16 protein-coding genes are annotated in these 21714 nt (G+C 70.6%); 1 reads left to right on the top strand and 15 read right to left on the bottom strand.

Annotated features, from left to right (window positions below):
- Window positions 1–46: 46 nt before the first annotated feature.
- From ACTWPP_RS09210 to ACTWPP_RS09275, 14 genes are all read right to left on the bottom strand, one after another.
- Complete coding sequence (locus ACTWPP_RS09210) at window positions 47–2872, bottom strand: beta-galactosidase (protein ID WP_443103722.1); 2826 nt, start codon at window positions 2870–2872, stop codon at window positions 47–49.
- Window positions 2873–2932: 60 nt separating this feature from the next.
- Complete coding sequence (locus tag ACTWPP_RS09215; protein WP_443103723.1) at window positions 2933–5926, bottom strand: glycoside hydrolase family 3 C-terminal domain-containing protein; 2994 nt, start codon at window positions 5924–5926, stop codon at window positions 2933–2935.
- A 91-nt stretch (window positions 5927–6017) separates the two neighbouring features.
- On the bottom strand, window positions 6018–7028 hold the full coding sequence (locus ACTWPP_RS09220; protein ID WP_443103724.1) for a LacI family DNA-binding transcriptional regulator: 1011 nt from the start codon (window positions 7026–7028) through the stop codon (window positions 6018–6020).
- Entirely contained in the window at window positions 7012–8259 is a 1248-nt protein-coding gene (locus ACTWPP_RS09225) for an MFS transporter (protein ID WP_443103725.1), read from the bottom strand. The genes ACTWPP_RS09220 and ACTWPP_RS09225 overlap by 17 nt, the downstream gene beginning before the upstream one ends.
- Complete coding sequence (locus ACTWPP_RS09230) at window positions 8256–9638, bottom strand: GH1 family beta-glucosidase (RefSeq protein ID WP_443103726.1); 1383 nt, start codon at window positions 9636–9638, stop codon at window positions 8256–8258. Before ACTWPP_RS09230 ends, ACTWPP_RS09225 begins: the two co-directional genes overlap by 4 nt.
- Entirely contained in the window at window positions 9638–11929 is a 2292-nt protein-coding gene (gene yicI / locus ACTWPP_RS09235) for an alpha-xylosidase (protein ID WP_443103727.1), read from the bottom strand. The genes ACTWPP_RS09230 and yicI overlap by 1 nt, the downstream gene beginning before the upstream one ends.
- Window positions 11929–12822 (bottom strand): carbohydrate ABC transporter permease, encoded by an 894-nt coding sequence (locus ACTWPP_RS09240; protein WP_443103728.1) that lies wholly within the window; start codon window positions 12820–12822, stop codon window positions 11929–11931. Before ACTWPP_RS09240 ends, yicI begins: the two co-directional genes overlap by 1 nt.
- Window positions 12819–13733, bottom strand: a complete 915-nt coding sequence (locus ACTWPP_RS09245) for a carbohydrate ABC transporter permease (RefSeq protein WP_443103729.1) — start codon at window positions 13731–13733, stop codon at window positions 12819–12821. Before ACTWPP_RS09245 ends, ACTWPP_RS09240 begins: the two co-directional genes overlap by 4 nt.
- Window positions 13730–15013, bottom strand: coding sequence for an ABC transporter substrate-binding protein (locus ACTWPP_RS09250; RefSeq protein ID WP_443103730.1), 1284 nt, complete (start codon window positions 15011–15013; stop codon window positions 13730–13732). The genes ACTWPP_RS09245 and ACTWPP_RS09250 overlap by 4 nt, the downstream gene beginning before the upstream one ends.
- A gap of 163 nt (window positions 15014–15176) precedes the next feature.
- The gene (locus ACTWPP_RS09255) at window positions 15177–16481 is read right to left on the bottom strand and encodes a protein kinase domain-containing protein (protein ID WP_443103731.1); all 1305 of its coding nucleotides are present in this window, start codon (window positions 16479–16481) and stop codon (window positions 15177–15179) included.
- 38 nt (window positions 16482–16519) lie between these two features.
- Complete coding sequence (locus ACTWPP_RS09260; RefSeq protein WP_443103732.1) at window positions 16520–17311, bottom strand: putative hydro-lyase; 792 nt, start codon at window positions 17309–17311, stop codon at window positions 16520–16522.
- Entirely contained in the window at window positions 17308–18201 is an 894-nt protein-coding gene (locus tag ACTWPP_RS09265) for a biotin-dependent carboxyltransferase family protein (RefSeq protein ID WP_443103733.1), read from the bottom strand. Before ACTWPP_RS09265 ends, ACTWPP_RS09260 begins: the two co-directional genes overlap by 4 nt.
- Window positions 18198–18806 (bottom strand): 5-oxoprolinase subunit B family protein, encoded by a 609-nt coding sequence (locus ACTWPP_RS09270; RefSeq protein ID WP_443103734.1) that lies wholly within the window; start codon window positions 18804–18806, stop codon window positions 18198–18200. Before ACTWPP_RS09270 ends, ACTWPP_RS09265 begins: the two co-directional genes overlap by 4 nt.
- Before the next feature lie 7 nt (window positions 18807–18813).
- Window positions 18814–20043 (bottom strand): NRAMP family divalent metal transporter, encoded by a 1230-nt coding sequence (locus tag ACTWPP_RS09275; protein ID WP_443103735.1) that lies wholly within the window; start codon window positions 20041–20043, stop codon window positions 18814–18816.
- A 155-nt stretch (window positions 20044–20198) separates the two neighbouring features.
- On the opposite strand from ACTWPP_RS09275, the gene ACTWPP_RS09280 reads away from it, so the two are divergent.
- Window positions 20199–20900 (top strand): GntR family transcriptional regulator, encoded by a 702-nt coding sequence (locus ACTWPP_RS09280; RefSeq protein WP_443103736.1) that lies wholly within the window; start codon window positions 20199–20201, stop codon window positions 20898–20900.
- 67 nt (window positions 20901–20967) lie between these two features.
- Here the strand turns inward: ACTWPP_RS09280 and ACTWPP_RS09285 are convergent, their stop codons facing one another.
- Window positions 20968–21603 (bottom strand): GntR family transcriptional regulator, encoded by a 636-nt coding sequence (locus ACTWPP_RS09285; RefSeq protein ID WP_443103737.1) that lies wholly within the window; start codon window positions 21601–21603, stop codon window positions 20968–20970.
- Window positions 21604–21714: the final 111 nt, after the last annotated feature.

Here is a 21714-nt window from a genome sequence, read left to right on the forward strand (position 1 = left end):
CCGCTCGTCGGGTGGCTCGATGAGCCATCCTGCCCGGCACCGGTTGTCACGGTGTCATCTGCGCGCCTCCCCGGACGTTTCCGGCGGCGGTCAGGGATACGGCGCCGGGCTTGGAGTCGTCTTCCGTGATCAGGGCGAGGGTCAGGGTGTTGTGGCCGCGGGGGTCGAGGATTCCGTTCGGGAGGGCGAAGTCGTGCTGGATCTCGCCGTTGACGTACTCGCCGAGGTTCCAGCCGTTGACGAATATGAGGGCCCGGTAGCGGCCTTTTCCTTTGTTGAAGTGCAGGGTCACTGGGACGTCCTGAGTTCTGGGTAGGGCCAGGCGCACCTTTGTGGTGTACCAGTGGACGCCCGGGGTCGTTGGACGGCTCGGGGACGTGCGCGTCCACGTTCTGGTGGGTGCGGAAGGCAGGTGCCAGCCGTTTCGTTCGCCGTACAGGCCGCCTGTGCTGAGGGGGCCTCGGAGGGGGTCCTGGGCGCGGGTTCCTTGGATGCGCCAGGTGACCGGGTTCGTGGTCATGTCGGCGTTGACGAGGCCGCGGGGTTGCTTGTGGCGGACGTCGTCGGCGGTCCAGTCGTCGTTGTGGCCCATGTTCTCGACCAGGACGGAGAGGACGGCCTTCTCGCCCTTGCCGAGGAGGTCGGGCGGGATTTCGAAGGTGCCCGGACCCGGGTTCTCGTTGACGGGGGCGTCGGCGTCCTTCTGTTCCCCGCCGGCGGCCGAGCCCAGGTAGCGGCCGTTCAGCCAGACCTGGTAGATGCCGCCTTTGCCGGTGATGGCGTTGAGTTCGACCGATGATTCGGAGCCGGTCGCGGTGAAGTGGCCGCGGTACCAGACGTGGCCGTGGTGGAAGCCGTAGTCGTCGGCGTAGAGGACGGGTGGTTTCTTCGGCTTGATGGGGCTGACCGTGGTGGTGCGGTCGGCGATTCTCCAGTCGGAGTCGTCGAAGCCGGGGGCGGATTCGGGGGCGCCCTGTTCGCCGCGCCAGTACTTCAAAGCGGGGAGTTTCACCGGTCTCGGACCTTTGGCCCGGGCCACGAGCGTGCCGCTCGGAGTCGTCCGGGTTCGGGTTCCGCGGCCGTTCAGGGTCACGTGGCGGGCTGAGGTGAAGACCTCGAATTCGGTCGTCTTGGCCAAGTCCGCTCTGATGGCCACGGTGTCGCCCTTGGTCTGGGCGGAGCGGACCAGGTGGGTGCCGCGTATGAGGGTGTTTCCCGAGCGCCAGAACTCGGCGGCCTCTTCGTCCGTGCCGAGGAGGAGCAGGAGGGGCTTTCGGCCGCCGCCGGTTATCTCGACGCGGGCCAGGCCTTTGTGGGTGTAGTCGAGTTTCAGGTCGCCGTCGGTGAAGGACGTCTTCACCGAACCGCTCAGGACTTTGACGTCAGGGCGGGTGCCGTAGCGGAGGACGGTCGTTCCGGCCACGCCTTCGGTGCCGTAGAGGACGGCGATGTCCCGTCCGTCGGCCGCGGTGTGGGTGAGGAGTTCGGAGGTCGTCGCCGCGAGGCGCTGGCCGCCCATGTCGTAGCCGGCCATGAGGATTTTGGCGTCTCGGCCTTCCAGTCGTACGGGGAGGTCGTAGGTGCCGTCGGGAGTGGTCCAGGTGAGGTCGGCGGATTCGTCGCCGTCGGTTTTGCGGTCGGCGTGCCTGACGAGGACGAACTGCGTGCCGGTGTCGGGGTTGGCCCGGGCCTCGGTGCGGACGGACGGATTGTCGGAGGCGGGTGCGGTGGCCGGGTCCGTCTTCGTCAGGGGCGCCACGGTCGTGACGAAGAGGCCCTGGCGCTTGAACTCGTCGTACTTGGCGGTCAGTTGCCGGTTCTCGGTGATGGGGGCGCCGTAGTCGTAGGACGTGTAGACGTCGTTGGGCTGGCCGAGCCGTCCCCAGTTCGTGCCGCCGAACGCCATGTAGTAGCCGAACATCGTGGCGCCGGAGGCGGCGAGGTTGGACTTGTAGTAGACCTTCATGAAGCCGGGTCCGGTGAGCTCACGGCATTGGCCGTAGCCGGCCCGGTTCACGTCGATGGCGCCGGCCTGGTATTCGGCGGCATAGACCGGGGAGTCGGGGCTGAGCCGTTCGGTGACGCCCTCGCCCCAGGTCCCCCAGGTGTCGGGCTCGCGGCATTCGAACGACTGCGGATAGTCGTCCACGCCGGGGATCTGCACGGCTCCCAGACCGGACGCCCAGGTGGGGGTCCAGGAGGCGTCGCAGCATTGGTTGTGGGTGATGGGGACGTCGATTCCGTGTGCGCGGGCCTGGCGTTGGATGTCCTCCATGTAGGCGGCGTCGGTGTTCGCGGCGTATTCGTTCTCGGCGTTGTAGGCGATGACCGATCCGCCGCGCGTGACCTGGTGGCGGGCGATGATGGGGTCGATGTGCGCGAGCCATTCGCGGTAGGCGCGGGTGTAGCCCGGGTCGCTGGAGCGGGCACGTCCGGGGACGGTCTTCAGCCAGGCGGGAAGGCCGCCGCCGGTGGTCTCGGCGTTGATGTACGGTCCGGGTCGCGCGACGACGTAGAGGCCGAGTTCTTCGGTGAGGCGCAGGAGCCGGTCGACGTCCCTGATTCCGCTGAAGTCGTACTCGCCGGGGGCCGGTGAGTGGTAACCCCAGTTGAAGTAGAGCGACACGCCGTTGAAGCCGGCGGCCCTCATCTTCTCGAGGACGTCCCGCCACAGGGCGGGGCCGGGGAGCCGGAAGTAGTGGAATTCACCCGTCCACAGCAGGACGCGTTCTCCGTCCACGATGAGTGAATACCGGTCGTAGCCGACGTCGTGGGTTTCGGCCTGGGCGGGGCCGGCGGGGGCCGGGATGCAGATGAGTGCGGCGGCGGTGAGGGTGGCGGCGATGGCGGCGATTCTGCTTCTGGCACGCATGGGTGGCGTCCTTTGCAGCGGGATGGCCCGCCCCGGCCGGGGCCGGGGCGGGCCGGGGTTTCAGCGGGTCAGGGAGAAGGTGCTCAGGCGGGTTTCGCCGGTGAAGACCAGATAGACGTCGTGGTCTCCGCGGGCGCCGGTGAGCGGTGCGGTGATCTCCTTGTAGGTGTACTTCCCGCCGGTGGACGGGACGTTCAGGGTTCCCGCCACCGGACCGCCGGGGCCGTCCAGGCGGACCTGGATCGTGGTGGCGTTCGTGCCCGCGACACGTGCCGTGATCTTGCCGGTGGACCTGCCGAGGTCGGCGTCCGCGAACTTCAGCCAGGAGCCCGGCGCGCCGGCGACCGCGTCGCCCTTCGCCTTCGATTCGTCGACCATTTCGATGCCGTCGTGGTCGTCGAAGTCCGCGGCGCGGGTGGTCTCGGACAGGTCCCGGTCGGGGATCCTTTCGCCGCGCACGTTGAGGTGGGCGCGCCGCCGGATGTCGGCGGATGAGGAGCCGATCAGCAGGTCGTGCTTCGACCTCTCGACCGTCCACTTGTTGCGGGTGACGTCCCAGATCGCGAGGTCCGAGGCGCGCAGCCGGAACTTCGCCGTCGCGGTCTTGCCGGGTGCGACGTGAACCTTGTCGAAGGCGCGCAGCGTCTTCAGCGGCTGCTTCACCCGGGACCGCCGCTGGTGCGTGTAGAGCTGGACGACCTCGTCGCCGGCCTTCCCGCCCGTGTTGGTGACCGGGACGGTGACCGTCACCGTTCCGTCACGGCCGACGGAATGGCTGCTGAGGCGCGGTTCGCCGTAGCGGAACGTGGTGTAGGACAGGCCGTGGCCGAACGGGTAGAGCGGCTTGCCCTTGAAATACTGGTAGGTGCGGTCGGATTTGATGATGTCGTATTCGAGGATGTCGGGCAGGTCGTTCTCGGAGCGGTACCAGGTTTGCGGGAGTTTCCCCGACGGGCTTTCGTCGCCGAAGAGGATGGACGCGAGGGCGTTGCCGGTCTCGGCGCCGGCGTGGCTCGTCCACAGGATCGCCGGGACGTTCTCCTGCTCCCAGTTGAGCGTCGTCGGGTAGCTGTTCTCCACCACGACGACGGTGTTCGGGTTGGCCTCGCGGACGGCCTTGATGAGTTCCGACTGGCCTTCGGCGAGCGCCATCGTGGTGCGGTCGTGGTCCTCGCGGCCGTTGATGAACGGCATGCTGCCGACCACGACGACGGCGGTGTCGGCGCTGGTCGCCGCCTTGACCGCCGACTCGATGCCGCTGGTGACGACGTCCTTGGCGAACCGGCCCGCGTCGTCCTTGGTGGTGAGGACGAGCGTGCCGTCGTCCTGCGCCTTCAGGTAGATCTTGGAGGGGTCGGCCCAGTCGTACGCCTTCTCGTAGCCCGCGTAGCGGAGCAGGTGGTCGCCGTCGTCCTGCTTCTCGAGCTTGAACATCTGCTGGACGAACCAGTCGTTCGGCTGGTCCTGGTCGTTGGCGAACGTGTCGCCCCAGTTGTGGCGGCCGACGACCTTGCCGTTGGCGGCGCTGCGCAGGGTCACGATGCCCTGGCCCCAGTCGAACACGTCGAACTGGGTCGTCGCGTCTGCGGCCGTGGTGGGCCCGGTCTTGAGGACGGCACCGGCACCGGTTCCGCCGGCGATGTACTTGCCGGTCTCGACGTCCTTGAGCGCGATCCGGTCGACGCCTTCGCTGGAGGTGACGTTGCCCGCGCCGGCCTTGTTCTTGATGCCGTCCAGCGGGGTGACCTCGTACGGGAGGTCACCCGAGTACCAGTCGGTGTAGAGGGTGTCGGAGAGCTGGCCTACGACGGCGACCTTGCCGGACGAGATGGGCAGCGCGGCGCCCTCGTTCTTGAGCAGCACCATCTGCTCGGCGGCGGCCTTGCGCGCCAGGGCGCGGTGGGCGGGGCTGTCCACGACCTCCTTGGTGATCTTCCCGTAGGGGCCGCCGCCCGGGTCGAACTCCCCGAGCCGCACCCGGATGCTGAGGATGTGGCCGACGGCGCGGTCGATGTCTGATTCGGCGATCAGCCCGCGCGACAGTGCCTCCTTGACCGCGTTGATCGTGATGGAAGAGTTCGTGTTGTCGGTGGTGAAGCTGTCCGTGCCGGACTTGAGGACGGCCGCGTCGGCGGTGGCGAGGTCGGGGAAGTACTGCTGGGAGCCGACGAGGTTGTTGGGCCCGCCGGCGTCGGTGACGTTGAACAGCGTCCGGTCCGTCCAAGAGCGGATGAGGCCCCCGGCGTCGGGGGTGACGGTCGCGGGACGTCCGTTGATCAGGTTGTAGGCGGTCATGACGCCGGTGGAGGCGTCACGGGTGATCGGGATCCTGAACGGGACCTCGTCGTACTCCTTGCTCACCCGGGGCCGCAGGCTGGAGGACGTCCGGTCGCGGCGGATCTCGTTGTTGTTGGCCATGTAGTGCTTCAGGACCGGGGCCGCCTTGAGGCGGGCGGGGTCGTCGCCCTGCATGCCGTGGCCGTAGGCGGTGGCGAGGAGGCCGGTGAGCAGCGGGTCCTCGGAGTAGCCCTCCTCGTTGCGGCCCCAGCGCGGGTCGCGCAGCAGGTTGACGACGGGCGCCCACAGCTGCAGGCCCCAGACGTCGGGGTTCTCGCTGTGGTAGCCGCGGGCCTCGGTGCCGACCGCCGAGCCGATCTTCTTGAGCAGCGCCGGGTCCCAGGTCGCGCCGAGCCCGACCGACTGCGGGAACACCGTGCCCTCGGCGGTCACGACGGCGCCGTCGTTGTGGACGTCGGTGGACCACGCGACCCCGTGCAGCGCCTCGGTGCCGGTCTTGAACCGGTCGATGCCGAGGCGCGGGATCGCGGGCTGGTACTGGTGGAGCAGTGAGATCTTCTCGTCCAGGGTGAGCCGCCCGAGCAGGTCGCCGACCCTGGCCTGCACGGACAGGCCCGGGTCGCGGAACGGGAGGGTCTCGCGGGCGGCGGCGGGCGCCGTCCACGCGATGGGGGCCACCAGCGCGGCGGCCAGGACGAGGGTCAGGGGCCGGCTGCGCCGGCCGGGCGGACGGGGGTTTCGATGGTGTCTGAGCATCGGTACTCCTCTGGACTGGCCCCCGAGCAGTGTTTATCGAAGCGCTTCGACAAATGGGCCGTGCGGGCCCTCTCCGTACCTCCTTGTCGGGTCAGCCTGCGGCGGCGGGCGCGGTGCTGGCGCGCCGGGTCAGGGTCGGCGGGAGCAGGGTCGCGGCCGGGACCGGGGCCCCGTCGAGCTTGGACATCAGCAGGTCCACGGCGCGTCCGCCCACCTCGTCGGCGGGGATCGCGACGGACGACAGCGGCGGCTCGGCGTGCTCGGCCAGCTCGTCCGGGCAGATCGCGACGACCGACACGTCCTCCGGGACGCGGCGCCCGGCGGCGCGCAGCGCCCGCACCACCGGGCCGACGATCGGCTCATTGTGGACGAGGACGCCGGTGAGGCCGGGACGCTCGGCGAGGAGCCTTTCCACAAGGTCGCGGGCCGCGTCCGCCGTGGCCTCGCACGGCAGGACGTCCCCGGTCAGGCCGCCCGCCCGCACCGCCCCGGTGAACCCGTCCGCGACCCGCTGCGCGAAGCCCGTCTGGCGGGCGTAGACCTCGGGCGGCGAGCCGATCATCGCGATCTCGCGGTGTCCGAGCTCCGCCAGATGCTCGACGCAGACGGAGCCGGCGGCGTGGAAGTCGAGGTCGATGCAGGTCAGGTCGTCGGCGTCGGCGGGGAAGCCGATGAGGACGCTCGGCCGGTCCAGGGTGCGCAGCAGCGGCAGGCGCGGATCCTTCATCTGCACGTCCATCACGATCAGCGCGTCCACGAGCGCGCTGTCGGCGACGCGGCGCAGCCCGTCCTCGCCCTCCTCCTGGGTGAGCAGCAGGACGTCGTGGTCGTGCCGGCGGGCCGCGGTCACCACCGACACGGCGAACTGCATGACGACGGGCACCGCGATGCCGGAGCGCAGCGGGATCATCAGCGCGAGCACGTTGGACCGGCTGCTGGCGAGCGCGCGGGCGCCCGCGTGCGGCCGGTAGCCGAGCTCGCGGATGCTCTCCCGGACGCGGTGCCGGGTCTCCTCGGAGATCGAGCGCTTGCCGCTCAGCACGTAGGAGACCGTGCTCGGCGAAACCCCCGCGTGCCGCGCCACATCAGTGATCTTGACCACGGACCGTCCCGTCGTCCTCGAAGCGATTCGGAGTGCGATCGATGCTAGCCGTGCCCGGGCCGGCCGGAGCCCGCGCGCGGAACGCCGCCGGCCGGACCGGGCGTTCCACGCAGATCACGGCGAGCGCCGCGGCGGCGGCGACCGCACCCGCCAGGGCCGTGCCGCGCACGCCGGTGAACGGCAGCAGCGCGCCGCCGAGCAGGGCGCCGCCCCCGATGCCGACGTTGAACGCCGACGCCGCCCACGCCGAGGCCACGCCGGTGTCGCCCGGCGCCGACTCCAGCACCCTGGCCTGCATGGCCGTCACGAAGGCGGGCAGCCCGAGGCCGAGCAGGACGAGCCCGGCGATCGCCGGTACCGCCGCGGCGCCGAACGTGAACAGGCCGAGCATGGCGATCGTGAGCACGGCCGTGGCCGCGGCGAGCAGGGCGCGCGGGCCGCGGTCCACCACGACGCCGGCGATGGCGAGGCCGCAGATGTCGGCGGCGCCGTTCGCCAGCAGCAGCGGGCTGATCGCGGCCCCGGGGAAGCCGCTGACGCCGGTCAGGAACTCGGTGATGTAGGTGTAGCAGGCGAACACGCCGCCGACGGCCAGCACGACGGTGGCCATCAGCAGCCGGAAGCGCCGCCGGTCCGGCCGGGCCGCGGGGACGGCGGCCGCGCCGCCCGCGTTCCCGCCGGGCAGCAGGACGGCGACGGCCGCGAGCGAGACCAGGCACAGGGCGCCGAGAGCGGCGAACGAGGCGCGCCAGCCGACGGCCTGGCCGAGCCAGGTGCCGAGGGGGATGCCGATGACGACGGCGAGGGACCCGCCGGCGAACACGTAGGCGGCGGCCCTGCCCCGGCGACCGGGCGGGAACAGCGCGGCCGCCGCCACCGCGGCGACCGGCCAGAACACCGCCTGGGCGAGCGCGGTGACCAGCCGCGAGCCCAGCAGCGCGCCGTAGCCGGGGGCCGCCGCCGCGGCGAACGACATCGCGACGAAGACGAGCATCACACCGGTGAGCAGCCGGCGCCGTCCCACCCGGGCCGTGACCCGGACGAGCGGGACGCAGACGATCGCGACCACGGCCGCGTAGCCGGTGACGAGCAGGCCGACGGCCGAGGGCGAGACGTCCAGGTCGTCCGCGATGAGGCGGAGCAGCCCGATCGGCAGGCTCTCCGTCGTGACGAAGCAGAACGCCGCGAGGGACAGCGCCAGCACGGCCACCCGCGCGCGTCCGGTGCTCATGGGCTCCCGCGACGGGCGGTGATGGCGTCGCGATACCAGCGGGCGCTGTCCTTCCAGGTGCGTTCGCCGGTGGTGTAGTCGACGTGGACGAGGCCGAAACGCTTGGAGTAGCCGTAGGCCCATTCGAAGTTGTCCAGCAGCGACCAGGCGAAGTAGCCGCGGACGTCGGCGCCGGCGTCGCAGGCCCTTTCCACGGCGGCGATGTGGTCGCGCAGATAGGTGACGCGGCGGTCGTCGTGGACGCGGCGCTTCCCGTCCGACGCGCCGTCCACCACGTCGTCGAACGCGGCGCCGTTCTCGGTGACCATCAGCGGTGTGTGCGGGTAGTCGCGGTGCAGCCGCAGAAGGAGCTCCTCCATGCCGGTCGCGTCGATCGGCCAGTTCATCGCCGTGCGGGGGCCGGGCTGCCCGGCGAACTCGACGTCGTCGCAGCCGACGAACGGCGACGCCGCGCCCTGCCGGTGGCCGTCCGCGTGTTCGCGCGGGGAGACGCCGTCCCACTGCCGGACGAGCGTGGGCGAGTAGTAGTTGACGCCGAGGACGTCGATGGGCGCGGCGATGATCTCGGCGTCGCCGTTGCGCAGGAAACCCCAGTCGGTGAGGGACGCCGTGTCGTCCAGGAGGTCGGCGGGGTAGCCGTTGCCGAGCATCGGATCGAGGAACACGCGGTTGGAGACGGCGTCCACCCGCCGGACGGCCTCCGCGTCGCCGCGCAGATGGTGGACGTTGAGGGTGACCGAGTGCCGCGCGGACGGGGAGACCACGCCGCGCAGTGCCCGCACGGCCAGGCCGTGCGCGAGGTTGAGGTGGTGGGCGGCGGCGAGCGCGTCCGCCGGGTCGGTGCGGCCCGGGGCGTGGACGCCGGACGCGTAGCCGAGGAACGCCGAGCACCACGGCTCGTTCAGCGTCGTCCACGTGTGGACGCGGTCGCCGAGGACGCGTCCGATCCGTTCGGCGTAGTCGGCGAACCGGCGTGCCGTGTCGCGTTCGGGCCAGCCGCCCGCGTCCTCCAGGTCCTGCGGGAGGTCCCAGTGGTAGAGGGTGGCGACCGGGGCGATGCCGTGTTCGAGGAGTTCGTCGACCAGTCTGGAGTAGAAGTCGATGCCCTTCTGGTTGGGCGTCCCGTCCGGCAGGACGCGTGACCAGGAGATGGAGAACCGGTAGGCGTCGAGGCCCAGGTCGGCGATCGTCGCGACGTCCTCTTGCCGGCGGTGGTAGTGGTCGGTGGCGACATCGCCGGTTTCGCCGTTGAGGACCTTGCCGGGCGTGTGGCTGAAGGTGTCCCAGATGGACGGTGCACGTCCGTCCTCCTGGGCCGCTCCCTCGATCTGGTAAGCGGCGGTGGCCGCACCCCACAGGAACCCTTCGGGGAAGCCCATCAGTTCTCCCTTTCCAGAGTGATGACCAGTTCGCCGCCGGCCGCCTTGACCAGAACGCCTTGCGGATGTTCTGAGGGCTCGCCGCCCTCGACCGCGGCCGCACGCGCGTTGACGAGGAGAACGTTCCAGGCTCCACCGCCTGTCACGCGCAGGTTTTCACCGTTTCTCGTCGTGCTGAACGTGGTGTCGCCGATCTGTGTGGTGACGGTGGCTCCATCGGACGGCTCGTAGACGCGCAATGTGACGCCGTCCGCGTGGTCGTAGTCGGGACGGTCCTGCACGGCGCCCTCCGGGATCACCGCCCCGGGACGGACGAGCAGCGGCACGCTGCCGAACCCGTGCCTTTCACGCACCCAGCGGCCGCCTTCGACGCGTTCGCCGGTGAGGTAGTGAGTCCACACACCCTCCGGCACGTAGTAGGAGACTTCGCCGTCGGACGAGAACACCGGCGCCACGAGGAGGTCGTCGCCGAGCATGTACTGGCGTTCCAGGTGGGTGCAGGCGGGGTCGTCCGGGAATTCGACGACCATTGCCCGCATCATCGGCAGCCCTTCCCCGGACGCCTGGCGGGCGGCGCCAGAGAGATAGGGCATCAGCCGCATCTTCAGCCGGGTGAAGTCCCGCAGGACGTCCACCGACTCCTCGTCGAACAGCCACGGAACCCGGTAGGAATGGCTTCCGTGCAGACGGCTGTGCGAGGACAGCAGCCCGAACGCGATCCACCGTTTGAACAAGGCCGGGTCGGGCGTCCCCTCGAAACCGCCGATGTCGTGGCTCCAGTAGCCGAACCCCGACATGCCCAGGGACAGACCGCCGCGGAGGCTCTCCCCCATCGCCTCGAACGTCGATTCGGCGTCGCCGCCCCAGTGCAGCGGAAAGCGCTGCGCACCGGCCGTGGCGGAACGGGCGAACACCACCGCGTCCCCCTCACCGCGCCTCTTGCGGAGCAGGTCGAACACGGTCTGGTTGTAGAGGTAGGTGTAGTAGTTGTGCGCCCGTTCCGGGTCGGAGCCGTCGTGGTAGGCGACATCGGTGGGAATGCGTTCGCCGAAGTCCGTCTTGAAGGAGTCCACGCCCATGTCGAGCAGCGCGTCGAGTTTGCCGGCGTACCATTCCCTGGCCTCGGGGTTGGTGAAGTCGACCACGGCCAGGCCGGGCTGCCACTTGTCCCACTGCCACACGTCCCCGTTCGGGCGTTTCAGCAGGTAGCCGCGTGAACGTCCCTCCTCGAACAGAGGGGAGCGCTGCCCGATGTACGGGTTGATCCAGACGCAGATCCGCAGGCCGCGATCGCGGAGCCGGCGCAGCATCCCCGCCGGGTCGGGGAACACCCGCGGGTCCCATTCGAAGTCGCACCACTGGAACTCGCGCATCCAGAAGCAGTCGAAATGGAAGACGCTGAGCGGCAGGTCGCGCGAGGCCATCCCGTCGATGAACGACGTGACGGTCTCCTCGTCATAGGACGTGGTGAACGACGTGGACAGCCACAGCCCGTACGACCATTCGGGGAGCCGGGCGGGCCGTCCCGTGAGCGCGGTGTACTTGCGCAGGATCTCCTTCGGCGTCGGCCCGTAGATGACGAGGTACCGCATCGACTGGCCCTCGACGCTGAACTGCGTCCGGGCGACGGCCTCCGAAGCCACCTCGAAGGACACGCGTCCCGGATGGTCGACGAAGACGCCGTAGCCCGCGTTCGTGAGGAAGAACGGCACGTTCTTGTACGCATGCTCGCTGGCCGTCCCGCCGTCGGCGTTCCACACGTCCACGGACTGGCCGTTCTTCACCAGCGGCCCGAACCGTTCACCGAGCCCATAGACGAAGTCGTCGACGGCCAGATCGAGCTGTTCCCGCACGTAATGGCGTCCGTCGTCGGTGTCGATGACGGCCTGCGCCTTGGGTGCGCTGCCGGTGAGGCGCCGTCCGTCCACCAGGAAATCGACGCCCCATTCCCCTATGCGCCTGACCCGCACCGACAAAGCACCGGACGTCAGCGTCGCCGCGTCGTCGTCCACGGCCACGTCGCCGGTGGGGTCCGTCGCGAGTTCGAAATCCGGGCCGCGCCGCCGCTCCCCCGCGAAATGGGTGAGGGTGACGCCGACGACGTCCGGCATCGGCGACTCGCACGTCACCGTGACCACCGGCCCCTTGAGCAGATCGCCCCGGTGCCGGATCCGCTGGACCGGCGCGTACACCGTGAACGAATTCGGCCCGGTGTCGACGTCGAGGACCTCCACCGGATGAGACGCGCGCACGCCGTCGCGCATCATCCAGTAGCCGTCGCTGAACTTCATTATTTGATAGCCCCCGCGGTCAGTCCGCGCGACAGAGTGCGCTGGAAGATGAGGAAGAAGAGAACGGTCGGGAGGAGGCCGAGCAGCGACGCGGCGCTGGACATCGTGGCGTCCATGAGCCGCTGTCCCTGCAGGACGCCGAGCGCGACCGAGACCGTCTGGTTCTCGTTGGAGATCAGGAAGACCATGGGGATCAGGAACTCGTTCCAGGTCCACACGAAGAAGAACACCATCAGCACCGACAGCGTCGGCCGCACGACCGGCACGACCACCCGCCACAGCACCTGCCACCGGCCGGCGCCGTCGATCCGCGCCGCCTCCAGCAGCGGACGCGGGAACGCCGACAGCACCGACGCCAGCAGATACGTCCCGAACGCGCTCTGGATGACCGTGAACACGATGATCACGCTGATCCGGGTGTCGTACAGGCCGACCTGCTTGGACAGGTAGTACAGCGGGTAGACCAGCGCCTCCTGCGGCACCGTGTTCGCCATCAGCAGCAGGACCAGCACCCACATCCGCCCCTTGATCCGGCCGATGCCGAGCGCGTAGGCGTTCAGCACCGACAGCAGGACGGCGAGGACGGCGACGGAGCCGCTGATGAACACGCTGTTCAGCAGTACGTTCCCGAAGTCGGTGCGCTCCCAGAACGCGCGGACGGCGTCCAGGTTGAACCCGTCCGGCGGCGCCAGCGGGCCCTTCGAGGAGTACTCCTGCGGCGTCTTCAGCGCGTTGAAGAGCACCACGACGAACGGGATCAGCATCACGCCGGCGAACGCGACCAGCGCCACCAGCACCGCGTAGGCGGACGGTCCGCGGCGGCGCGCACGGCGCGTTCCGCCCGGCCCGTCGCGCGGCGGCGTCCCGGCCTTCTTCGTCAGCGTCGCGGTCACCGCGCCTCCCCCAGCTCACGTCCCTGCATGCGCAGGAAGACGACGGTCAGCGCGATGATGACGAGCGTCAGCACGGTCGCGATCGCCGAGCCGTAGCCGACCTCGGACTTCTCGAAGAAGTGGACCCACGAGTAGTACGCCGGCACGTTCGTCGCCCCGCCCGGGCCGCCCTTCGTCAGCACGAAGATCTGCGCGAACGCCTTCAGCGCGGCGATCGTCGTCCACAGCAGCACCACGAAGATCTCCGGCCGGATCTGCGGGACCGTGATGTGCCAGAACCGCCGCATCCAGGAGGCGCCGTCGATCTCCGCCGCCTCGTACAGCGACGGGTCGACCCGCTGCAACCCCGACATGAAGATCACCAGAGGGAACCCGATCTGGATCCAGACCATCACCGCGATGACGCTCCACAGGGCCGTGGCCGGGTCGCCGAGCCAGTCGTGCGCGAGCGACCCGAGGCCCACGGCGTCCAGCAGCGCGTTGACCGCGCCGCCCTCCGGGGCCAGCAGCCAGCTCCACACCACGCCCGCGATGACGATCGGCAGCACCTGCGGCAGGTAGATGCAGGCGCGCAGGACGCTCGCGGTCCGCGCTCCGAAATGCCGGCCGATCAGGTCGGTCAGCACCGAGGCCAGCACCAGCCCGATCATCGTCGGGACGATCGCCATCCCGACGATGATCAGGCCGTTGTGCCCGAACGACGACCAGAACCGCTCGTCCTTGAGCAGCTCCCGGTAGTTGTCGAGCCCGACCCACTCCGGTGTGCCGACGCCCGTCCACTCGGTGAAGCTCGTCCCGATGTTCATCAGGAACGGCACCCCGATGACGGCGGTGAAAAGGAGCAGGCCGGGGAGCAGGTACGGCACGTACGCCCACTGCTCCCGCGACCGGCCGCGGCCCTGCGTCGTCACTTCGGCAGACCGCTGTCGTAGGACTGCTGGATGCCGCCGAGCACCTCACCCGGGGCGGTGCCGTTCATGAGCTTCTGCGTCTGCGACACCAGGACGTCGTAGAAACCGGCGACCGGCCAGTCCGGGTAGTAGGCGAGCCCGCCGGACTGCGCCAGCGCGTCGAAGTCGTCGATGAGCTTCTTCGCCTTCGGCTCGGTGATCGCGGACGGGTCCGCCGCGACCGGGATGCCGCCCGCGTTGCCGAGGGTGTTCTGGATCTTCTTCTTCATCGTGATGTCGATGAAGTCGTAGGCGAGCTGCTTGTTCTCCGACCCCTTGGGGACGACCCACAGGTTCCCGCCCGAGCCGAGCGTCATCTTGGCGCCGGGCCACACCGAGGTCTCCCAGTCGAACGTCGCCTCGGCGGCGACGCGCCCGAACCACCAGCTTCCGGAGAACATCATCGGGAACTCGCCCTTCATGAAGGCGACGCCCGCGTCCTCGGCCTTGAGGCTGACGGAGTTCTTGGCGATGTACCCCTTCTTCACCCAGTCGGCGAACGTCGTCGCCCCGTGCGTCCAGGCGGCGTCGTTGAAGTCCGCCTTGGCGGTGTAGCGCTGGAAGGCGTCCACCCAGCTCTGGTCGGCCTTGTCGAGGGCGAGCTGGTAGACGAACTGGTGCGCCATGTACTCCGCGCCCGCGTTGGTGAACGGCGTGACGTCCTCGGCGACGAACGCGTCCATCGCGGCGACCAGCTCGCCGAACGTCGACGGGATCTCGACGTCGTGCTTCTCGAACAGGTCCTTGTTGTAGTAGACCTGCAGATACTCGGCGTAGTTGGGGACGCCGAACCACTTGTCGCCGCCCATCGTCCCCTTGGCGTCGTACTTGGCGGTGACCTGGACGTTCGGGCTGATCATCTTGTCCCAGCCGCGCTTTTGCACCTCGGCGGTGAGGTCGGCGAGGAGCCCCTGCTTGGACAGCAGGCCGGCGGTGGCGTTGCCCTTGTTGTACTCCATGACATCGGGGGCGTTCTTGGAGTTCAGGACCATGGGCGCGGTCTTCTGGATCTGCTCGAAGCCCTTCTCCTCGAACTTCACCGTGACGCCGGGGTGGGTGGCCTCGAACTCCTTGACGGCCTCGCTCCACGCCTTGCCCATGGCGCTGTCGGGCGACTCGTAGTGCCAGAGCTTCAGCTCCTTGCCGCCGGAGCCGCCGTCGTCGCCGCCGCACGCGGTCAGCGACAGGGCGGCCGCGGCAAGGGCGGCGAGCACCGCCGCACTCCTGCCTGCCTTGATCATGGTCTCCTCCGGGGTGGGATCGAGCCGATTGTCGAAGCGCTTCGATTGCCGGGATGCTAAGCCTTGGAAGAGCCGCGACACAATAGGTCGCACCGCATCAATTCGGTCCCGAACATCATGACCTGCGACGATACTCTGGGAGCGCTCCCATTGACCCGGCGGGTCAGGTCCGGCACTCCCCGCCGTTGAGGGTGAACCGGGACGGGCGGCCGTCACCGCCGTCCTGCCGTCCGATGAACCCGAACTCGGCCGTCCCGTCCGGCGGGATCGACCGGTTCCAGTCCGCCGCCGTCACCGTGACCGACGAGCCGTCCTGGACCTGGCTGCCGTTCCAGAGCTGCGTGATCGCCTGGCCCTCCGGCAGCTCGAAACCCAGCCGCCAGCCGTCGATCTCCCCGTCGCCGAGGTTCGTGATCCGGACCGTGGCCTGGAAGCCCTGCGGCCACGTCCCGTCGACCCGGTACGACACCGAGCACGCCGCCGGCCCCGTCTCCGACGGGCTCGCCGTCGGCGGCGGCACGGCCGCCTGCCGGGGCGAATCCGGGGACAGCGCCGCCAGCAGCACCGCCACCAGCGCGACGGCACCGGCCGCCGCCCCCGCGATGATCAGCGGCTTGCGCGCCGGCGCCGGCGGCCCGCCGTGCGGGACGGGGTCGTCCAGGACGCGTGTCGGTGCCCGCGGCGGGTCGGGTCTCCAGCGGCCGTCCGGAGTTCCGGCAGGCTGCGGCACCGGGAACGGGGCGAGCTGGACGCCGGCCGCGTCGGCGAGAACCCGCGCCGCCTCGGAGGCGGTGGGACGGGCCTCCGGATCCTCGTCCAGACAGCGGTGGCAGAGGGCGGTGACCGCGTCGGGAACGTCGTCATCCAGGCACTCCTGAAGGACGACGCCGAGGGAGAACAGGTCGGCCGGCGGGGCCGGGGGCGTGCCCGACAGGAGTTCCGGGGCGACGTAGGCGGGGGTGCCGAGGAGGGGGCCGCCGGGCGCGGACGGGCCGGTGAAGGCGATGCCGAAGTCGAGGACCTTCACGCCGACCCGGGTCAGGAACACGTTCGCGGGCTTGATGTCGCGGTGGACGATCCCGGCCGCGTGGGCGGCGGCCAAGGCGTCGGCGACACGGGCGCAGATCCCGGCCGCCTCACGCCAGGGCAGCGGCCCCCGGGACAGGCGCAACGACAGGGTCTCGCCGTCCAGCAGCTCCATGACCACATACGGAACGCGCTCGTGCTCACCGTAGTCGTACACGCCGGTGATGCTCGGGTGCGTGAGGCCCGCGGCGGCCTTCGCCTCCTGGCGCAGCCGCCGCGTGAACTCCTCGGGCCAGCCCTCCTTGGGGACCTTGACCGCGACGGCGCGGTCGAGGACGAGGTCGACCGCACGCCAGACGGTCGCCATGCCGCCGGCGCCGAGGGGGCGCTCCAGGCGGTAGCGCTCCCCCAGAAGGTCGCCCGGGGCGACGATCTCGGCCATGAACGAAGCCTATGCCGTGTCGCGGAACCTCTGCCGTGTCAGGGAACGAGGTACCGGCTGTCGCGGGCGTCGGTGATCGCCATGTGGCCGGGTGCGTGCCCGATGGCCAGCTTGGGACGGGACGCCATCACGGCCGCCTGCGGCGTCACCCCGCACGCCCAGAACACGGGGATCTCGTCCACCCGGATCTCGACCGGGTCGCCGAAGTCGGGCGCGCCGATGTCGTCGATGCCGAGGTCGAGCGGGTCGCCGATGTGGACGGGGGCGCCGTGGACGGACGGGTACCGGGACGTCACCCGGACGGCGTCGGCCACCTGCGCGGCGGGGACGGGACGCATCGAGACGACGAGGGGGCCGCCGAACTCCCCGGCGCGGCGGCACATCCGGTTCGTCCGGTACATCGGGACGTTGCCGTTCTGCTCGATGTGCCGGACGGGGACGCCGGCGTCGCGGAGCGCGTCCTCGAAGGTGAAGCTGCACCCGATGAGGAACGAGACCAGGTCGTCCCGCCAGAAGTCGGTCACGTCGGTCGCCTCGGCGACCGGTTCACCGCGCTCGTAGACGATGTAGCCGGGCAGGTCGGTGCGCAGGTCCCCGGCGAACAGGGGCGTGGACACCTCGCCGGGTTCGGCGACGTCGAGGACGGGGCACGGCTTGGGGTTTCGCTGCGCGAACAGGAGCAGGTCGTACGCCTGCTCTCGGGGCACGGCGATGAGGTTCGCCTGCGTCCAGCCCGCGCACCAGCCCGAGGTGGGGACGCGGAGGCCGGCCCGGAACAGCGCCCTGGCCTGATCCGGCGACAGCGCGCCCGGGTCGATGGGTGCGGTCATGGTCTCTCCTCTCGAAGGTCCGGCGCGGGATGCGGCTGGAAGCGGAGCCGCTGTCCGGGACGGGCCTGGGCGGCGCGTCCCACATGCGCGGAGGCGACCACCGCGATGACGGGATAGCCGCCGGTCAGCGGATGATCGGCGAGGAACAGCACGGGCCGCCCGGACGGGGGCACCTGCAGCGCACCGGTGACGGTCCCCTCGCTGGGTAGCTCGCCGCGTTCCGCATGGGTCAAACGCGGTCCGTCCAGCCGCATCCCGACCCGGTCGATCTCGCTGGTCACCGTGTAGGCGGAGGTGAACAGCGTGGTCAGCGCGGTGGGGGCGAACCAGTCGTCGCGGGGTCCGGGTATCGCGCGCAGGCCGATGTCGCCGGTCCGCGGCGGGCGGACGGGCAGCACGTCCAGCGGCGGGACGGCCCGGCGGGGCGGCGGGCCGACGTGCAGCAGGTCGCCGGGCTTGAGCGGGCCGGGGCCGAGCCCCGCGAGGGTGTCGGTGGAGCGGGAGCCGAGGACGGGCGCGACGGCGAGCCCGCCGCGCACGGCCAGGTAGCTGCGCAGCCCCGCCGGCGGCACCGCCATCCGGAGTTCGGCACCGTCCGGAATGTGGAAGATCGAATAGGGCGCCTCGGCGCGACCGCCGATCGTGAGCGGGGAGGGCGCTCCGGTGACCGCGGCGAACACCCCGCCGCGGCAGCGGACGCGGAGCCCGCCCAGCGTGACCTCGATCGCCGCCGCGTCTTCGGGGTTGCCCAGCGCCCGGTTGGCGAGCTTCAGCGAGTCCGGGTCCGCGGCGCCCGACACCCCCACGCCGAGCGCCGCATGACCCGGACGGCCCAAATCCTGGACGGTCGCCAGGGGACCTGTGTCGAGAACGTCCAGGCCCCGCTTCATGGTTCCCGCCGCACGAAACGGACCCGGACTCCGGGGCGGAGCAGGGCGGGCGGGTCGCGGTCCAGGTCCCATAGGACGGCCTCCGTGCGTCCTATGAGCTGCCAGCCGCCGGGTGATTCGACCGGGTAGACGCCGCTGAAACGTCCGGCGAGACCGACCGCGCCCGCGGGGACGCGGACGCGCGGCGTCGCACGGCGCGGGACGTCCAGCCGGGGGTCTCCGCCCTCCAGGTAACCGAAGCCGGGCGCGAACCCGGTGAACGCGACCCGCCAGGGGGCCGCGGTGTGGGCGGCGACGACCTCCGCGGGCGTGAGGCCGGTGAGGCGGGCGACCTCGCCGAGGTCCTCGCCGTCGTAGACGACGGGGACCTCGGCGGCGCCGGCGGCGCCGTCCGCCGCGCCGGGCCGGGCGGCGCGGACGGCGGCGGCGACCGCGGCCGGGTCGGCGGACGGGCCGAGCAGGAGGGTCAGGGTGCGGGCCGCCGGGACGATGTCGGCGACGCCGGGCGGCGGGGACGCGGCCAGCGCCGCGTACAGGGCGAGCATGCCGGGCAGGTCCGGCAGTTCGACCAGGACGGCCGCGTCGCCGCTCGGAAGTATCCGCACCCGGTCGTCACCCCCAGAGGTCGTTCAGGCCGGACAGGGAGTTCCAGCCCAGGTAGAGGGAGAGCAGCCAGGCGGCGGCGCCGAGGACGAGCAGCCAGGCCGGGTACCGGTAGCCGCCGAGCAGGTCGCGGCGGCGGCCCGCCGCCCACAGCACCACGGCGAGACCGAACGGCAGGATGAGCCCGTTCAGCGCGCCCGCGAGGATGAGCAGCTTGGCCGGGGCCGTCCCGATCGCCAGGTAGATCGAGGCGGAGACCAGGATGAACGCCACGACCAGGCGGTTGCGGTGCCGTTCGACGAAGGAGGAGAACGAGACCAGGAACGACACGGAGGTGTAGGACGCGCCGATCACCGACGTGATCGCGGCGGACCACATGATCAGGCCGAAGACCCGCAGCCCCGCCTCGCCGGCCGCGTGCTCGAAGGCGGAGGCCGGGGCGTTCTCCTTGGCGAGGGTCACACCGCCGGCGACGACGCCGAGGACGGCGAGGAACAGCAGCACCCGCATCAGGCCGGTGACGATGATGCCGGTGACGGCGCTCCGGTTGATCTGCTTGACGTTCTCACTGCCGGTCACCCCGGACTCGATCATGCGGTGCGCGCCGGCGTAGGTGATGTAGCCGCCGACCGTCCCGCCGATCAGGGTGGTGATGACGAGGAAGTCGACCGTCTCGGGTGCGACGCTCTGCCTGAGCGCGTCGCCGAGCGGCGGGTCGGACACCAGCGCCACGTACAGCGTCAGCAGGATCATGACGCCGCCGAGCACGATCACGATCCGGTCCATCGCGACCCCGGCGCGCCGGATCAGGAAGATCCCGATGGCGACGAGGGCGGAGATCCCACCGCCGATCTTGACGTCCAGGCCGAGCAGCGCGTTCAGCCCGAGGGCCGTGCCGGCGATGTTGCCGATGTTGAAGACCAGGCCGCCGAAGACGTCCAGCGCTGCGAGGCCGTAGCCGGCGCCGGGCAGGACGCGGTTGCCGAGTTCCTGGGCGCGCATGCCGGAGACGCCGACGACGCGCCACACGTTCAGCTGGATCGCGATGTCCACCAGCACCGACACGACGATCGCGAACGCGAAGGCTGCGCCGAGCTTGGCGGTGAACACGGTGGTCTGGGTGATGAAGCCGGGGCCGATGGCGCTGGTGGCCATCAGGAACATGGCGCCGAGGAGCGCGCTGCGACGTGAGCGTGCGGCGGGGGCCGGGGTCTCTGCCAGGGTGGTCCGGTCCGTCATGGGGGTGACCCTTCTGGGCGTTCGACTTTCCGTCAGCGTAGAGATTGTTCAACAATCCATCAAGAGACCTGTTGATGCATCCTTCGATCGCTGGGGATAGGCTGAGGTCGCACACGTTCCGCGCGGCAGCCCCGCGCCGATCCGGAAGGTGGTCGATGCCCGTGCCGGCGCAGGGCTCATGGCTGACCGACATAGCGGCCGCCCGGCACGACCTCGACCGGACCAGCACCGCCGCGAGGATCGCCGAGTTGCTCCGCGAGAAGATCACCGACGGGCGGCTGGCCCCCGGCGAGCGGGTCCGCGAGGAGGAACTCGGCGACGCGCTCAAGGTGTCGCGCAACACCGTGCGGGAGGCGTTCCGCCTGCTCGCCCAGGAACGGCTGCTCGTCCACGAGTTCAACCGCGGCGTGTTCGTGCGCCGCGTCACCCCCGACGGCCTGGCCGACCTCTACCGGGTCAGGCGGATCCTGGAGTGCGAGGGCGTGCGGTCCGCGCCGGACGCCCCCCGCGCGGCGCTCGGCCGGGTGGAGGCCGCCGTCCTCGACGGCGAGCGCGCCGCCGCGGACGGCGAGTGGGCGGACGTGGGCACCGCCGACATCCGCTTCCACCAGGCGATCGCCGCGCTGGTGGGCAGCCCGCGCGTGGACGAGATGACCCGGCTCCTGCTCGCCGAGATGCGCCTGGTCTTCCACGAGATGGGATCGCCGCGCGAGTTCCACGAGCCGTACCTCACCCGCAACCGCCGCCTGTACGACCTGATCGCGCGGGGCGACCTCACGGCGGCCGAACGGGAGCTGCGGTCCTACCTGGACGACGCCGAGGCGCAGCTCACGAAGGCGTACCGCGAGAAAGAGTGAAGATCTTCGTCCGGCCTGTCGCGAGCCGCCACCTGGTCGCGGGCCGCCGAGCATGGAAGGTGCTCGGTCAGGGCGCGTAGTTCATGACGTGCTCGTGCAGCAGTTGCGGCGTCTGGGGGTCGCAGCGGCGCAACGCCTCGATCAGCTCGGCGTGCTCGGCCGACTTGGAGTAGATCTCGGTGTGGTGGAGGCGCAGGGACAGCGTCGTCCACAGCTCGATGCCGAGGCCCTCCCAGACCGAGACGAGCAGCCGGTTGCCCGCCGTCTCGACGATCTCGCGGTGGAAGGCGATGCTGAGGCGCATCTGCTCGTGCAGGTCGCCCTCCCGCGCGGCCTCGCCGAGCAGCCGGTTGTGCTCCTCCAGCGCGTCCAGGCAGCCGTCCGAGAGGCGGGGCATCGCCAGCTCCGCGGCCGTCCGCTCCAGCCCGGCCCGGACGGGGAAGATCTCGGCCAGGTCCCGCTCGGTGAACTCGCGGACCCGGGCGCCCCGGTTCGGCAGCGACTCGATCAGCCGCTGCGCCTCCAGCTGACGCAGCGCCTCCCGGACGGGCCCCTGGCTGACTCCGAGTTCGGCGGCGATGCGGCGCTCGACGATGCGTTCGCCCGGCTCCCAGCGCCCCGAGCTGATGCCCTCCACGATGAACGCCCGGATCTGGTCGGCGAGTCCGGTGCGGAGCAGCTGGGCGGGAATGGGCGCGTTCACGGGACCACATGTTAGACGCAGATTCGGTAAGTGACTCTTGACGGATAGAATATGATCGATCATAGATCAATGATGATCGGTGAGCGTCGTGGCGATCCTACGGCGTCTCCC

It is taken from the genome of Actinomadura sp. 3N407 (assembly GCF_052245875.1).
In the GTDB taxonomy this organism is placed as follows: Bacteria; Actinomycetota; Actinomycetes; order Streptosporangiales; family Streptosporangiaceae; genus Spirillospora.

What these genes read in the sequence shown, in the direction of transcription:
- ACTWPP_RS09210 (WP_443103722.1), bottom strand. Translation starts at nt 2,872, where the DNA reads ATGCGTGCCAGAAGCAGAATCGCCGCCATCGCCGCCACCCTCACCGCC.
- ACTWPP_RS09215 (WP_443103723.1), bottom strand. Translation starts at nt 5,926, where the DNA reads ATGCTCAGACACCATCGAAACCCCCGTCCGCCCGGCCGGCGCAGCCGG.
- ACTWPP_RS09225 (WP_443103725.1), bottom strand. Translation starts at nt 8,259, where the DNA reads ATGAGCACCGGACGCGCGCGGGTGGCCGTGCTGGCGCTGTCCCTCGCG.
- ACTWPP_RS09230 (WP_443103726.1), bottom strand. Translation starts at nt 9,638, where the DNA reads ATGGGCTTCCCCGAAGGGTTCCTGTGGGGTGCGGCCACCGCCGCTTAC.
- yicI (WP_443103727.1), bottom strand. Translation starts at nt 11,929, where the DNA reads ATGAAGTTCAGCGACGGCTACTGGATGATGCGCGACGGCGTGCGCGCG.
- ACTWPP_RS09250 (WP_443103730.1), bottom strand. Translation starts at nt 15,013, where the DNA reads ATGATCAAGGCAGGCAGGAGTGCGGCGGTGCTCGCCGCCCTTGCCGCG.
- ACTWPP_RS09255 (WP_443103731.1), bottom strand. Translation starts at nt 16,481, where the DNA reads ATGGCCGAGATCGTCGCCCCGGGCGACCTTCTGGGGGAGCGCTACCGC.
- ACTWPP_RS09260 (WP_443103732.1), bottom strand. Translation starts at nt 17,311, where the DNA reads ATGACCGCACCCATCGACCCGGGCGCGCTGTCGCCGGATCAGGCCAGG.
- ACTWPP_RS09265 (WP_443103733.1), bottom strand. Translation starts at nt 18,201, where the DNA reads ATGAAGCGGGGCCTGGACGTTCTCGACACAGGTCCCCTGGCGACCGTC.
- ACTWPP_RS09275 (WP_443103735.1), bottom strand. Translation starts at nt 20,043, where the DNA reads ATGACGGACCGGACCACCCTGGCAGAGACCCCGGCCCCCGCCGCACGC.
- ACTWPP_RS09280 (WP_443103736.1), top strand. Translation starts at nt 20,199, where the DNA reads ATGCCCGTGCCGGCGCAGGGCTCATGGCTGACCGACATAGCGGCCGCC.